This is a genomic window from Clostridiales bacterium, from assembly GCA_030016385.1.
Taxonomy (GTDB): domain Bacteria; phylum Bacillota; class Clostridia; order Clostridiales; family Oxobacteraceae; genus JASEJN01.
The window spans coordinates 1-16651 of the sequence record JASEJN010000067.1 but is presented as its reverse complement, the minus strand read 5'-3'; the positions used below and the strand labels follow the sequence as shown (position 1 = coordinate 16651).

The 16651-nt window shown below is 33.6% G+C and carries 13 protein-coding genes; all 13 read right to left on the bottom strand.

The window, feature by feature from the left end; all coding sequences use genetic code 11:
- Positions 1 to 452 (bottom strand): AraC family ligand binding domain-containing protein (locus QME45_12735; GenBank protein ID MDI6619513.1); only part of this gene is annotated, 452 nt, incomplete at its 3' end.
- 211 nt (positions 453 to 663) lie between these two features.
- Positions 664 to 1692 carry an alcohol dehydrogenase catalytic domain-containing protein gene (locus QME45_12730; protein ID MDI6619512.1) on the bottom strand — a complete coding sequence of 343 codons (1029 nt, stop codon included), beginning with the start codon at positions 1690 to 1692 and terminating at the stop codon, positions 664 to 666.
- A gap of 17 nt (positions 1693 to 1709) precedes the next feature.
- A complete protein-coding gene (locus QME45_12725) occupies positions 1710 to 3605 on the bottom strand; it encodes a hypothetical protein (GenBank protein MDI6619511.1) in 1896 nt (631 codons plus the stop codon).
- Between the two features lie 192 nt (positions 3606 to 3797).
- A complete protein-coding gene (locus QME45_12720) occupies positions 3798 to 5333 on the bottom strand; it encodes an extracellular solute-binding protein (GenBank protein ID MDI6619510.1) in 1536 nt (511 codons plus the stop codon).
- A 151-nt stretch (positions 5334 to 5484) separates the two neighbouring features.
- On the bottom strand, positions 5485 to 6351 hold the full coding sequence (locus tag QME45_12715; protein ID MDI6619509.1) for a carbohydrate ABC transporter permease: 867 nt from the start codon (positions 6349 to 6351) through the stop codon (positions 5485 to 5487).
- Complete coding sequence (locus QME45_12710; protein MDI6619508.1) at positions 6351 to 7283, bottom strand: sugar ABC transporter permease; 933 nt, start codon at positions 7281 to 7283, stop codon at positions 6351 to 6353. The genes QME45_12715 and QME45_12710 overlap by 1 nt, the downstream gene beginning before the upstream one ends.
- A 557-nt stretch (positions 7284 to 7840) precedes the next feature.
- Positions 7841 to 9478 (bottom strand): hypothetical protein, encoded by a 1638-nt coding sequence (locus tag QME45_12705; GenBank protein ID MDI6619507.1) that lies wholly within the window; start codon positions 9476 to 9478, stop codon positions 7841 to 7843.
- 53 nt (positions 9479 to 9531) lie between these two features.
- The gene (locus QME45_12700) at positions 9532 to 10491 is read right to left on the bottom strand and encodes a carbohydrate ABC transporter permease (protein MDI6619506.1); all 960 of its coding nucleotides are present in this window, start codon (positions 10489 to 10491) and stop codon (positions 9532 to 9534) included.
- Positions 10492 to 10503: 12 nt separating this feature from the next.
- Positions 10504 to 11442 (bottom strand): ABC transporter permease subunit, encoded by a 939-nt coding sequence (locus tag QME45_12695; GenBank protein MDI6619505.1) that lies wholly within the window; start codon positions 11440 to 11442, stop codon positions 10504 to 10506.
- 746 nt (positions 11443 to 12188) lie between these two features.
- Positions 12189 to 13238, bottom strand: a complete 1050-nt coding sequence (locus QME45_12690; protein MDI6619504.1) for a GntR family transcriptional regulator — start codon at positions 13236 to 13238, stop codon at positions 12189 to 12191.
- Between the two features lie 492 nt (positions 13239 to 13730).
- On the bottom strand, positions 13731 to 14708 hold the full coding sequence (locus QME45_12685; GenBank protein MDI6619503.1) for an exo-alpha-sialidase: 978 nt from the start codon (positions 14706 to 14708) through the stop codon (positions 13731 to 13733).
- A gap of 91 nt (positions 14709 to 14799) precedes the next feature.
- Positions 14800 to 15534, bottom strand: coding sequence for an aminoglycoside phosphotransferase family protein (locus QME45_12680; protein ID MDI6619502.1), 735 nt, complete (start codon positions 15532 to 15534; stop codon positions 14800 to 14802).
- A gap of 127 nt (positions 15535 to 15661) precedes the next feature.
- Positions 15662 to 16120, bottom strand: a complete 459-nt coding sequence (locus QME45_12675) for a hypothetical protein (protein MDI6619501.1) — start codon at positions 16118 to 16120, stop codon at positions 15662 to 15664.
- Positions 16121 to 16651 lie beyond the last annotated feature (531 nt).

Here is a 16651-nt window from a genome sequence, read left to right as displayed (position 1 = left end):
CAGTGCCTGGGGAAAAACCTTTGCAAAAGTGAGGAATTTGCTATTGCAAAAAACAGGTACAGCGCACTGTATTCTTTGTAAAACACCCCTTTAGTATTACCTTCGTCCTTTATTTCCTCTAAAAAAGTCCTTATTTTAGATTGATCTGTTCCCATAAAGTTGTCCATATTTTGTAGTATCTTTTTTATTCTGCTGTCGAATACATCAAATTTTATATCTAGAGTTTTAATAATTAATTTGCTGTTATTCTCTATATTATGGATTTGCCCAGGTTTTATAATAAAAACTCTTGTAGGCAATATGTCATATATTTTATTGTTTATTAAAAAATATCCCTTACCATCTATAATATAAACAATTTGATAAAATGAATGTTTATGGTTTTTCAACTTCCATCCTGATTCATAATCATATCTTGCAATCCAAAGTACACTTAATAAGTTATCAAACATGAATGATCATTCCTCTCAAAAGTTTAAAAACTAGTACAGGATACTGGAAATGCGCACCCAATAGAACAATTTTGATCGTTCAATAACTGATGTCTTCATTGTTATGATATTGGTAACATTATAATAAACTGTGCACCCTCCAATGATGATATTTTATCATATTACTTATTTGGAGTTTACACAGTTTATTTTATGCCCTAGATTAAGATATTTATTTTTCACAATCAATAAGAACATGGATGGTGTTTTCATCAGGGGTATTTCGCACCTTGAAAGCCTCATCAATTTTACTCAACGGAAATTCATGAGTCACAATTTCAGATGTATTTACAAGCCCATCCTTTACCATCGAAACTCCCATTTCAAAAAATTCTCTCATATCAATATCCCGTCTCGGTTCCGTAGAATATATTTCAAGTCTTTTTCTATGTACTTTAAAAAAGTCAATGGGCTTATTGCAAACACCTATACAACCATACATAACTATTCTTCCGCATGTTGAACAACATTCTATAGCATCAACCATCCCATCACCTTCAAGCAAACATGGAATAACAACATCAAATCCATTTGGGAAGTCTTTTTTAACTATATCCATAGTTGGCGTATTGACATTAGGAATTTTATATGCACTTGATGCCCCATACTTTAAACCGAGCTTAATTTTTTTATCATATAAATCCGTAACCACTAAGTTTTTAGGGGTGAAAAGCTTTATTACCTGTGTTAATATAAGCCCGCTAACGCCCTGTCCCATAATTAAAACATTTTTAGTCTGATTGATCTCACCCAATTTGGCCGCATGAATAACACCAGGCAGGATTTCCATTAAACTAACATCTTTCAATGGAAAATAATCAGGTACTACTTTAACATTAAATGGTTTACAAACAATATATTGTGCAAAAGCACCCCAGACATACCTGCATGTAACTTTATCTCCCTTTTTTAGCCCTATTACTTTAGAACCTACCTTATCGATAATGCCGGCCACCTCATGACCTAACCTTGAAGGAGTAGTTATAAAATCCGTAGATCTTAAACCTCTATATGTTTCAAGGTCCGAACCGCAAATACCCACCCATTTGATTTTTATTCTTAATTCATCGTCACTAGGCTCTGGAATTTTAGCATAACGTATAGATATATCATACGGTTTGTTTAACACCGCAACCATCTGGGAGCCTTTCGTATTTTTATCTACTAATTCCAATTTTGCCATAGCCATTTTTGTTATCATTATATAATGCCTTCCTTCTAAATTATAGTAATTTTAAATTCATCTGAAGGATTACTTTCCTTCATCGATGCATTTATAGATATTATTTTATAATAATAGCAGCATCCTGCTTTTACATCCATGTCTATATAAATAGAAGTATTTAATGAAGTATTATCGCTTATTATTTTGAATTCACTCTCACCTTCTTTTCTCCTTAATAATCTATAATATAAGAAGTCATCTTCAACATTTGGCTTCCATTTTAAAAACACCTGTAAATTACCATTGATTCCTCTTTCAACTTTCGATTTTATTAATGTACTCTTTTCCGGCTTTTCACTATTTTCAGGGACAAAGAGTAGCAACGATACGGCATGCATGGGCATCAATAGTTTAAAATTTACTTTTTTGTCAATATAAATATCTTTTACAGGCTGATATAACTCCAGATTTTCCCCTTCTCTTATACTCTTTATTTGTTCAACAGAAGGCTTATCAGGTCTCCCCATAAGTTTCCATATACTGTAGGAATTGCTGTGGTCCTTGTCTATTCTGTAATGTATTAATTTGTATTTTGCCTTGAAAGGCATATCTTTAAGTGTAATATTCAATATTCTATCATTTATATCGTCTTCTATTCCGTCCTCGAAATTCCACAACATTATGGATAAAATATTATCTTTAATTGTCGGAAGAACACCAAATTTTTCTCCAAATTCTTTATCCGGGCATGTAGCATGCAAACGTTCATTCCCTAAATGGCTCAGAAGCACATATGCATTAAAAATTGGCTTTTTTAACAAATCGGCAGAAGGATATTTTACCAGCGGCGTAAACTGAGAACGGTTGCCACTAAATAGAAATCTTTCCCACTGTAAATGGCAATTGTCACTAACAACAAGTGAAAGATTGACATTGTAAATATCTTCCACGATATCGCAATATTTATTGACCATTTTACATGTAAAACCCGATGCATAATGTGTATTTCTAAAATTAAGCCAACTTTTTTTATTTATGCCTTGATTCCCTTCCCATACAATATCAGATTCATCATTAAAAAATTCTATATTCTCATATTTTGGAAATTTCTTTAATATATCAAGATAAATTTTAAGAGAATCAAACATTACATCCGATGAAGGATTATAAAATTCGGGATGGCCACCTTTGCAGTGAACTGAAATAAAATCAATCCTGGTGCCAAATTTACCAGTTGCAAAATTTAGTCCATCAGAGCAATGTTTTAAAAATGATGTGAATATTTCATATGCTTTTGACCACTGTTTAGTCGCAGGTCCACCAACCTTAATTAGGGGATCAACAGAATGCACTGCATATTCCATGTAATCATACATAGCAAAAAATGTCGATGGATCATCTATCCAGTATTTTTCACCGTCAGGTTCATTCCATATTTCAAAATACCATTTTTCGACTTCTTCCTTCCCATACCTATTTTGCAAATGTATTACGAATTCATGCAATACTTTGTACCATAAATTTAAATCTTTAGGTATAAAATGTAGCTCCTGACTTTTTTGAAGACAATAAGGCATATACACAGTTTCCACAATAGGGCGCATGTTATGCTCCACTAATATATCATAAACCTTGTCAACAACTTCCCAGTTAAATGATATATTATCATTATCGTCCATCGAAACAACACAATCACTTTTATAATTTTCAGGATTCCCATAATCCATTCCATGCAGGAAATAGTAATCACCTTTACCGTGTGATGTCAATATATTATGCATCCTTACATATTGAAAATGATTATTAAAAGAAGATAAATAATCATACATTTTCTTAGTTGGCTCTGTATATGTGTAGTCTGTATTTGCATAACCCACTGCGTTATAAAATTTTTTTAAGGATTTTTTATCATCACTTAAATCTACATTTACATCATATGAATTATTCATTTCAATCTCCTTTGCTATAAAATCATGCAAAAGACTTTCCCTTATCTTTTGATTTAGATTTTAAAAACCGATTTATCAAAAAGATGGGAAAATCTCTGCATTATTTACAAAAAAATTTAAACTGAATATTAAATATATCGAGCAATGTTAATTATGAAATTTGGTATATTTACTCGTCTAATCAGATCTAAACTATTGCTGTTTTAATTTTGCTTGATAAGCATCATTATATTCTTTATCAATTTTCAAATAGTCTTGATCAGATTTTAGCTGTTCAACATATTTATCCCAAGCTTCTATCGGTTGAGAGCCTATAATAATCTTGGTTTTTAAATCATTGGCTTTTTGATTATATTCCGAGCCTAATTTTATACCAGTTTCAGAAACCAAGCCAACAGTAGGATCAGGTATACTTAAAGTTGACCTTACATCAATAATCTTTTTATTCCTTTCATAAACGCTCTTTGGCATACCTGTTCTTAATGCCCATAAATATTTATCATATTTTTCAAATATTTTGCCATAAGAACTCTGCCCAATATTATCCTTAATACCCTGAGCTGTCAAAGTCTTAAAGCCATCGCTATCTTCAGTATAATCCACATCCTTAACACCCCAACATGCTAAAGTAAATCCTTCATCTGATGCTCCAAAATCCATAAGAGCAAGTATACTTTTCATCTTCTTTTCACTAACTGTTTTGGGAATTGCATATGCACAGCTCATACCACTACCTTGTGGTGCATATTTGCCATTAGGACCAGTTAAATAATTCAGTGGTAAAAAGTCAGCTTTTGGATTTATTTTCAAACAAGCCTCAGTAGATCTCCACATTCCTTCAACAGTATCGACTCCCATTCCACAGTTACCACCTTTAGTCAGATCTTCAGCTTGAGATTTTTTAAAAGTAGAAAAATCTGCGTCCATTAATTTGTCTTTGTATGCTTTTGCCAACCATTCAAGTCCTTGCCTTGTACCAAGCGATAATTCTGTATTAACCAATTCATCATTTGATACTTTGTATTTACCGGTACTTGCATTAAATGTATCGATTACACTAGACCAGCCCCAACCATTCCATGGAATAGTATCATTTTTTCCATTGCCATCAGGATCATTATTCTTAAATGCATTAAGTACATTATATAAATCATCTATTGTTTCTGGAACTTTCAGATTTAATTTATCGACCCAATCTTTCCTGATTGCAAAATAGCTTGTACCTTCCAAAGGCCTTACTGAAGGTAATAGATATTGTTTCCCATCTAATTTGCACTTATTATAAATTGCTTCTGGATATAGCATTAAATTTTTGTAATCTTTTAGATAAGGGCCTAAGTCCCAAAAAGCTCCCTGCTTTGCCATCTGTATAAACTGTGTATTATTAATACCATAATTCCCATCTACAATTTTCATTAAATCAGGTATATTACCTGATGCCAGTATGACATTTTCCTTCTGCTTGAAATTGTTTGCAGAAGCCCACATAATGTTCAATTTAGTATTAGTACGCTTTTCAATTTCTTTTTGGGCTGCATTGTTGGAATTAGGAGGCTGTGGAGTGTTAAATTCAGTAAATATCGTAACTACAGTAGGTGATTCCTGACTTGATCCACTCTTATTTGTATTAGCGCTATTATTTTTTGCACAAGACTCAACCAACAACACTGAAATAACAAGAAAAACAATTAAAAAAGTAGAAATCAACTTTCTCTTTTTAAATAACATTTTTATTTCCTCCTTTTAAATTTAATTGAATTATAATAGGTCTTTGAATCACAGACTCATATTTTTATACACCTTCTTATATAATTATTAGGATATCGATATCCTATCACACCCTAATTTAAGGATAATTTATTACTTTTGAAAACACTATTTATCCTTTAACTGAGCCTATCAATATTCCCTTTGTAAAGTTTTTCTGAAGAAAAGGATACACAAATAATATAGGTAATGTAGATATTATTACAGCAGCCATCTTTATAGTCTCTGCAGGAGGCATTTCTCCACCTTCTTGACCGGCTTCAGATGTCACTGAATCGATTAACATATTTTGTAATAATACCTGTAAAGGCCATTTTTCAGGACTATTTATATACAAAATGGCTTTAAAAAAAGTATTCCAGTAACCCACAGCAAAGAAAAGACCAAAAGCTGACAATGCAGCGGCAGATAGAGGAAGTATTATCTTAAAAAATACACCTGCATCTGTACATCCATCAATTAACGCGGCTTCTTCTAATTCAGTCGGCATACTATCAAAAAAATTTTTCATTAAAATAATGTACCATCCACTAGTTAACGTTGGAATAATTAAAGACCAAATGTTATCTATAAGTTTTAAATTACGTACTACCAAATAATTTGGTATGATACCAGGGTCAAATATCAATGTAATTAAAACAATAAACTGTAAAACTCTGCGACCAACTAAACGCTTTCTTGATAAACCATAGGCAAAAGCAGCTGTAACTATTAAACTTAGCATTGTTCCTATAATTGTTATAAAAATATTAACTGAAGTTGCTCTTTTGAATGTTGAAGTAGAAAGTAAATATTTATAAGAAGCTAAAGAAGGTTTATTTAAAAAGAAAACAAAGCCTTGCTTGGCTAAATATTCAGTAGGATCTGTAAAAGAAATAATAACAACATAATAAAACGGTAAAATTATTATAAGTGCTGCTATAACTAAGAGAATAATATTAAAAATACCAAAAATACGATCGTTTTTGCTCTCCTTCATCAATAAACACCTTCTTCACCAAATCTTCTGGCAATATAATTTGAAAATAAAATAAGCACTAATCCAACTATTGATTTAAAAAAACCAACCGCAGTAGTATAACTAAATTGACCATTCTGTACGCCTACTCTATATACATAGGTCTCAAATACATCTGCAACTTCAGATACAGCACCATTCATCATAAGAAACACCTGTTCGAAACCAACATTCATAATACTGCCTATACGTAATATTAAAAGAGTAATAATAGTACTTCTTATCCCTGGTAACGTAACATACCACATTTGTTTAATGCGACTTGCACCATCAATAATTGCTGCTTCATATTGTTGTGGATCAATTCCTGAAATTGCTGCAAGAAATACAATTGTTCCATACCCTGATTCTTTCCATATATTTTGTCCAACCAACATTCCCCAAAAAATATGCGGATTTTGTAAAAAATCAATTTTATTGTGCCCAAATGCCATTATTATTTGATTGATAATCCCATTTGATTGTGAAAATAATATATAGCATATTCCAACTACAATTACCCATGAAAGAAAGTGAGGCAAATACACAATCGATTGTAAAATACGTTTAAATCTCTGATTTCTTAATTCATTTAATAAAAGTGATAAAATTATGGGAATCGGAAAATAAAATATTAGATTCAAGAAACTTATCACCAGAGTATTTCTCAAAAGTAATAAAAAATCTTTATTTGAAAAAAAGCGTATGTAATTACTTAAACCTATCCACTGACTATGTAAAAATCCTCTATATGGAGAATAATCCTCAAAAGATATGATCAGTCCTCCTAAAGGTATAATCTTAAAAATTATAAAATATATAACTCCTGGGGCAATTAATAAATAAAGGAACCTATCTCTTACTAACCTTGACCATAAACTCTTAGGTTTTGATATCATAATTTGTTTTTCCAAAAAAACACTCCCCCTTTACCTATTGATCTGCACTATATTGATCTAAATAAAGTGCAAATGCATTTATACTATTAATCACTAACATGTCACAAAGAATTTACCAACTTTACTTGTTTGGATTGGAACACATCTCTCCGGATTGATCGGAGCCAACTATCCGAACATGGAGCTTTTAAACGGAATATTCATTTAACAGATATTCTCGAAATCAAATACATTTTATATTAAATACATTTATTTTTATTTAGCTGTATTTTAACGATTTGTGTCTAAAATTTAGTTATCTTAATTCTCATAAATTTCACATATTTAACATTTAGTAAGAATCAAACGAGGAGAAGAATACTAATGGATCAATTAAAACAGCCGTTAAAACTGTGATTCATGCTTGAGCAGCCCAGTTCCCGATATATCCTCAGGTAGACTCATACCAATATATGGATACAGAAGTTTCTCACATTTGGACCTTCTTTATTTTCGCAAAAAAGGTCCGCTTGTTAAGCGGACCTTTTTGTTTTTGCTAATATTATTTTTTCAGGTTGTTGCATCAAGCATCGTTAATTCAAAACCTTAGGATCCTTGGCAACCTCATCATTAAGGTACTTGACCATTTCGTCATATCCTGCAGCTTTCATGCGTTTACGTACTTCCTCAACGACTTTTGTCGCATCGGCATCACTTTTCGCAAGATAAGCTTTCTTGAGTTCATCATCATAATTGTAAGTAGACATCTTTTCATCATATGCCTTTTTACCAGGCCAAGTGTTGACGACATCATCGGCGGTTTTATAATCGATGAACTTCAACGGACTAACCTTACGGGCATTTACATATCCCGCTTCACTGTAATCAGGATTCCATCCCCAGCCATTACGCGGATCAGCTCCTACGAAATTTCCTGCCAGGCCAAAACCTGCAAGTTTGAATTTAGTATCATCTGTAGCTCTTATATTATTCCATTCATCGGTATACTTTGGAACTTTTCCATCCATCTTATAATGTGTTCCTTCTATTCCGAATGTTACAAGTTTCAATCCCTCATCTGAGTTAATGTAATCGACAAAACCCAATGCTTTTTCAGGATTCTTTATTTTCTTTGAGAAGAAAAGTACTGGCGAGCCGCTGCGTCCATCTGTGGATATCTGTGCCGGAACTTCTCCCTTTTCATTCAGGATTGGTCCTAACGGAACATATTCCATCTCAGGATGATCTTTATATAGTGTTCCCTTCAAAAATCCATATTCATTGGGATAATGGCACCCGAACATCGCAACACGTCCGGTAACGATTTTCTCTTTAGCCTGAGTATCAGTTTGAGTGAAACATTCAGGATCAAAAAGTCCTTCAGAAACAAGCTTGCGCATAAATAACACTTTGTCTATTTCATTTTGGGTAAATCTATCATTAACAAGCTTTCCGCTTGAATCTTTAGACCAACCAGTTACATTCCCGGTTCCAAAACCACGCAGAAAATCAGCATAGTTCCAACCATCATGCCATGTGCTTCCAACGATAACCGGTTTCCCATTTATGTCCTTAAAGTTCCCATCCTTGATCTTCTTCATAAGATCATATTCTGCCTGAGTTGATGTAATACTCTCCGATTTTATATTCAAAGAAGCAAGTATATCTTTTCTGCAAAACAGATTATAAGCCCAGTTTGTTACATCGTCTTTAGTACGCGGTGTCTGAGTCGGAATAACATATATTTCACCCTCGTACTCTTTATTGTTAATATCCTTATCCAAATAAGTTTTTGAAACAATACCTTCCTGATACATTCTCTTTATATTTGGATATTTATCTATATACTTCTTGATAGGAAGAATCAAACCATCTACCGCTGCATTTTTAATTAGTTCACCTTCTCCGCCTGGATCGGTACTCCAGTATGGAGCATTTGTGATATCAGGAAGATCTCCACTTGCAAAAACAGTAGCAAGCTTCTCTTTTTCAGATGATGTTATGGTCTCCACTTTTAATTTAACACCCGTCTTCTTCGCCAGTTCAGCAACAAGTGGTGACTTATCCCACCCATCAGGGAAGTCAGCTGCGCCGCCGTTCCAGCAATTCAGAAAAATGTATGTAGTAACTCCGCCTGTTTTCGAGGAATTTGAATTAACTTTCTTACCACCGCATGCTGCAAATGTACTTAGCAGCATTATAGATAGCAAGATTGAAACAACTTTCTTCATTTTTACTATAAGCCTCCTTGTAATATTTTATTTTTATATCTCGAATAAAGGTTTTATCCTTTAATTGAGCCAATCATTACACCCTTGACAAAGTATTTCTGAAGAAAAGGATATATGCACATTATCGGGATTGTGAGTATTACCAAAAATGCCATTTTCAAAGATTCTGGAGTCGTCGCTTTGCTTACGCTTGCTGCAAGTGCCTCATTTATTTGCGCCTTCTGGCCTGTTGAGCCTGTTGAGCTTTCAAAAGTTGCCTGGGATAGTAAATCATTGAGCAATGTGGCCGCTGTATAAAGTTCACGCTTAGTTGTAACAAAATAAGCCCCCGTAAACCAGTCATTCCAGTTGCCTACGCCTACAAACAAAGCTATCGTGGCCAGAGCTGGCATCGACAAAGGCAACATTATCTTAAAGAAAATTTGTATCTCCGAACAGCCGTCGATACGGGCGGATTCTTTCAAACTTTCAGGAATTGTATAGAAAAACGTCCTTAATACTATGGCATTGAAAAAGTTATATAGTCCTGGCAATACATAAACCCAGAAATTGTTAAGCAGGCCTATCTGACGGTACAGGATGTAAGTCGGAATGAGTCCACCTGAAAAAAGCGTTGTAAAGTAAAAATAGAATATTATCCCTGAACGGCCTGGAAGGTTTCTTTGAGATAGAGCATACGCCATAAGCGCCGTCATAAAAACAGATAAAACGACAGAAAGTAATGTCCTCTCAATGGAAATCCTGAAAGATGAAAAAATCAATGGATTTTGAAATGCTTTCAAATAATTTTCCCATGTAAAGGCACGGGGCCAGAAGTATACTCCTCCCTTTAATGCATCAAGTCCATTATTAAAAGATAATACAATGCAATACCAGAAGGGATACAAAAATATTAGTCCTAATAAAGCAAGTAATGTATAATTAATGCATTTCCCTAATATTTGGCTGCGTGATTTTCTAATCTTCATACCTTTGTTTGAATTTATTTTAGGTACGTTCGTCTCTATATTCATTTTATTCACCTCTTACCACAAAGATACTTCACTGAATTTCTTTGATAAATAATTTGCAGTAACTACGAGAGCAAGGCTTATGACACTTCTAAAGAGCCCTACTGCCGTAGCATAATCAAATTGGTTCATGTTCAAACCTCGTTTTAATACATATGTATCTATAACTTCAGATACATCAAATGTAGCAGGCGTCTGTAAAAGCAATATCTGTTCCATATTTGCCCCGAACAATCCGCCTACGCTGAGCAGGAACATGATACCTACAGTTCCGCTTATACCTGGAATTGTAATATGCCATAATTTATTCCAACCATTTGCGCCGTCTATTTCAGCAGCCTCATAAAGTGTCGGATCAATACCTGTCAGTGCTGCAAGATATATTATTGAACCATACCCTACTCCTTTCCACATATCGGAAAGAACTATGAAAGGAAGGAAGAGATTCTTTTGCCCAAGGTAATATATGGGTTTTAAGTCCATTGAAACCCTGATATCATTAATCAATCCGGTAGTCGGTGAAAAAAATTTTTGTATAATGGCTGCCACAACAACCCAGGATACAAAGTGAGGAAGATATGAAACAGTCTGCATAGTACGTTTAAATATTTTCGCACTTACTGCATTAAACATAAGGGCTAGAATTATTGGAGCAGGAAAATTTACTATAAGCTTTGCTAGGCTGATCACAACAGTATTTCGGATAATCTCATAGAAATGTGGATCGGCCAGAAATTCTTTAAAATATCGAAGTCCAACCCAGTGGCTCCCAAATACGCCCAAACCATATCTGTATTTTTTAAAAGCTATTATTATACCGGTCATCGGGTAGTAAGCAAATATTGCATACCATATTATGGCTGGTAAAAGGAACAGATAAAATGAACCATATTTGCTAAATACTTTTTTTAAACTCATGCGATGATTAAATCGTAAAGCCTTATCATTGTCCATATAGTCGTCATCCTTTCATCGAAATATATTTTTATATTTATTTGTAATATTTTATTCTTATGCAACAAGTTTAATTAAAAAGCATCCAGTATAACAGGTAAAGTAAAGATGTAAATCATAATTTATCTAAAAATGTAAAACTAGCCCAAATAAGCAGATTCAAAAAGAGCATAAAAATCTATTTTCAATCAATAGGATTTTTATGCTCTTTTTGAAGTCTTAATTATGACAATTACAATCTGTTCAACAAAACATCAATAACAGCATTAAAAAATCCCTACGTTTATGATGTTGAACTAAACTGACAATATTATTTGATTATAGCTCGTTATTAAAGCATCTATATTGCAATGATTTACGACATGTGTTGGTATTATCTTTTTGTAAATTATAAAATTATCAATTTTTAATTAATAATAAATTACAATATTTTGTTGGATTTTTTCATTCACATTTTACCTTCAACAAAATCAACATAGTAAATTGAATTATATGTAATATCGTAAAATATTAAATTGTGTGAATTATCTAATACTTATTATAAAATTAATATCTAAGTATGTCAATATATTTTTTTACATGTAAATATTTTTTGCATCATTTATTTGAATTGCAAACGACATGACATCCGGTAAAAAAATAGCTCTGTTTAAGAATACTGTTGATTTTATAACATTTTTAATGGAACCTTAATTGATATGCTCCCCTTCAGGCATAATTTCAACCATTCTCAACAAATCAAATGACTAATCATTTACCCTTTTTACTGTATGACGCTTATCAATCCACACTTCATACTGTCTGCTTTTAACCGGGCGCTTTGCAAGTATTGCCTCACTTATCTCTTCCACGGCACCTTTTCCCATCTCATAAATCGGCACACCGATGGAAGTCAAAAATACATTTTGCATTGGAACATAAGCAAGATCACCATACCCCATTATTGATACATCATCATATATGCTAAGACCATTTTTATAAAGCCAGCCGCTTATATCGTAAATCATGAGACTAGTATGACTGCATATTGCCGTATATTTACCAGACTTAAAATCCCGGGGAGTAAAACGTGAGTAAAATTCCTGGGTCCCATTTATGATTAATGACTTGTCATAATTAACACTTGCATCTTCCATGGCTTGTAAAAAGCCTTTGTTTCTTCTCTCAATTGTCAATACAGGTCTATCTATTGAAATATTGATTATACTCCTGTGTCCCTTTTTGGCCAGATATGTCCCCATTTTGTAACCACCGTCGTAATCATCGCAAGTAATGCATGGAACATCAATATGCCTTGGCGGATTATCTATGAGTATTACAGGCAAACCCTTCCTCTTAAGATATGATATCAGTTCATACTCCGCATCTTCTTCATAGCAGCAAGTAATGACAGCGCAAAAATCGCTTATATGCTCATGTTTAACCTGTTCAAGCCTTGATGCAGAATCTTTAGTACTGAGTATCTTGTAATCAAAGCCCAAAAGGTTCGCCTCTTCTACACAGCCCATCATTACACGGAACAAAAATCCATCACCAGTATCGCATGGAATCGCAATCAAAAGTTTACCTCTATATGGCGTCTCATCCTGCACCGCCATGACAAGCCCTTTGCCAGGTATACGGCTTATCAATCCGATGCTTATCAGATCTTCGACTGCTTTACGGACAGTAGGGCGGCTTACACCAAAACGTCGTGCATAATTAACCTCGGTATCCAAAGCTTCCCCTGGTTTTTTATCACGTGCTTCCTCTTCAATAAGTTCACGGACCTGCTCAAAAATTCTTTTAGTTAACATGCTGATCGCTTTCCTCACAAAACTTACAATAAATTGATAATTGAAATATTATTCTGTATATTCATATCGTGTATATTATATACTAATATTTTATATGATGTAAATACTATTTACATGTAAATAGTATTTACATCATATAAAATATCTTATCGATATTGTTACATAAGGAATACAATTATAAACTCCTTAATTTTCGCTCAATAATCTTTCCTTGGTTAGTTCTTGTTATCATCCAATAAAAAATCTGCCCAATCAAGTCCGAATTTATCGGCATTTTCTTGCCAGTACAGCAGACGGTGTGGAACCTCAGTATAATATGGTTATGCTAACGAATAGATTTTTTCACTCATGTACATATTCTTGAATGCTGCCTAATTACAATTAAGAAAAGGAATATATAATATTTCATTACCTTAATTGTTGAATACTAAAATTTTTAGTAAACCTATATTAGCACTAAAGCCTGAATACTATACATAAAATGCAAATACTTTAATATTTTAATGTAATTTCCCAAAATGCAATATTCTCACGTTTCCATGTATAGGTAATAAATAAATTGTTGCCGTTACTTACTATTGCTGGATAAGAATATTCACCCGGCTGTTCTTCAAGAATCATTTTTTCTCTCCATGTAAGCCCATTATCATGTGAAAGGCTTATTGCAAGTGGAAATCTTGGTCCCCTATTCTGACCCACAGGATTATATGCCAAGGCTAATATACCATTATTCATTTTTACCAGATCTATACCGCTATTATTGTTCGGCAATCCAGTAGAATATGCCTCACACCATGTCCTTCCATAATCCAGGGAATCGCTCCTAAAAATATATCCTTCAGTACTTCTGAGAAGCATATGTACTCTTCCAGGAGTTGATTCCCATAGCGTAGGTTGAATAACTCCTTTCCCTACAAAAGAACTATTCCCAGTGCGCTTTAAAGGCACCGCAGCACCTTTTATCCAAGTTTTACCTCTATCAAATGATGAATCAGTAAAGGCATTCCAGTATTCACCTTCAACCGATGCAGGAGCAAGCCATGTACCATTGCTTAATCTTATAAGCTTATTTTTTACAGGGCCTCTCCCCCCTCTATCACCTTCAACCAGTTCTTTAGATTCTGACCATGTTTGACCATTATCTCTGGAAGTAATAAGCAAGGTGCGCCACTGAGGAATTTTATGACCAACTTTATAAAATAAATATATTGTTCCATCTTCTTCTCTATAAAGTACCGGGTTCCAGTGGGGGATTCCTTTAATATCTGCAGCTTTTACAGGAGAAGACCATCTCCCTCCTCTCCTTCTTGAATACCAAATTGCAACATCATCATTACCTTCCTCGGTACCTCCAAAATATGCCACCAATATTTCATCACTAGGAAGTAGTATCAATGTAGATGCATGGCAATTGTTAAATGGCCTTTCATCGCCAAATAAATGTTCATGGATTTTTATCTCAAACTCCAAAATAACCCCTCCAAAATTAATCATCCCTGAATAACATGCAGAGTTAAGCTTAAATATAATAACTAAAACTATTTCATCCATTTGCACTTAATTATTCGTTTGGACATTCACCTTCTCTAACAGCGATGATAACCGATAGATAATCTTGTATCATTTCTCTGGTAACATTCATTTGCATAAGGTACAAATCTGCCAGTGCTTTCTTTAATCGCAAAAAGAGTTCTCTATCATCCACTTCCATTGGCACAGGTGTATATTCCACCAAGAATACAGTTCTTGCAACATCGTATAAAAAATATCCATGGCATACATTCATGAAATCTATGACCATTGTGTGCCCATCCGATATGAGTATATTGCCTGGATGAAAGTCACCATGACAAAGTGTGTTCCCATCTGGTAAACTATCTATCATTTGCAATATTTCTTCTTGTTTCTTTAAATTAACTGATAGAGTATTTGGTATATGAGACTTTAAAAATTCCTTATAGTTTGGCACATTGCTAACCTTATTATGAATGATTGCCTTGTGTAACTTTGCCATATATATTGCACATTCCTGCACATCACCAGTTTTCATAACCCAATCCAGCAGTGATTCGCCTTTCACCATATCATATACAATACCGATTCTCTCTTCAGAAGAAATTATTTCATAAGCCTTTGGTTTTGGAAAATCCATATCCCTTATTGACAGTGCGTTATGGAATTCTCTTTCTACCGCATCTTTAGGATAGCCTGGATAGAAAAGTTTAAGGACTTTATCTTTTGCCCATTCATATACAGTTGCTGTATTGCCTACGCCAATAACTTTTCCATATCTCATTTATTTTTCTCCTTTAAAATACAACTTATCATGGTATTTGGAATCCAAAGCATCAATAAATATATCAAACCTGCATATGAAAATCCTACTCACAATATGAAGTTTATACTCACAATTCCTAATGCGGTTAATGATAATCCATATAAGTAATTATAATGTGTACTATTCCAAAGATTGCTGTAGGTATAACAGCAAGTATATTATGAAGCCAAATTTCTCCTAAGATGAAATATATCACAGGTAAAACAGCCATCGCCATGAGCATTATAAAATCAGCACCAATTGTAAAGTATCCGATCCATAATCCATAATAAGCCAATAATAGTATTAACATAAGAATTGTATACCCACATAATACCGGAGAATCCTTCCTGCTGACCATAAATATCAAAAGGGTGGCAAATATTACCTGGCTTCCATGTTCAACAATGTCTAATACGAAATGATTATTGGCTGCTGACATATTGCCGTTTGGATCTTTAAATATGAAAAACAAAACGTTCGGCAGCATAGGTAATAGAAAAATTATTAACCCTTTCCACGAAAATCCTACGTTGTTTCGCAGAAGTTCTATTGTTTCCCCCATATTATCCTTGCCCTTCCAAATCTCTTAAAACTTTGTCACACCAATCTATATATAACTTTGTCTGACGTATGCCAAGGAACTCGGATCTCACAATGGCAGACGACTCTCTTACCAAATATTACGGATTGATCCCTCTCAATATATCTTCTAGATATATATCTGAAAGATATATTGGCACAATCACTTTAATATTACAAGCGTAATAATAAAAATTTAATAAAACTCTGGAAATTTTTCCCCACATAAAATGAGCCGTGTACAACTCCCCATTCTCAGGTTCATTATACACGGCTTTGATACAATTTTATTTTACTTTTGAAAAGACTTTATTGGCTTTGATAAAAGTTTTTTAGATATATATTGTCGACTTTCTTACTGACTTTATTGTACGTCGGCAATATGTGTATATTTAAAATAAACTCCGCTCCAAACCGAAATCCCTCAAACCCTTATCCCTTCTCGCCTTATGCCCATTTCCCTAATTCTTTCCATATAATAAAGTCCGCTCTAAAATCTCATATTTTTATCCCA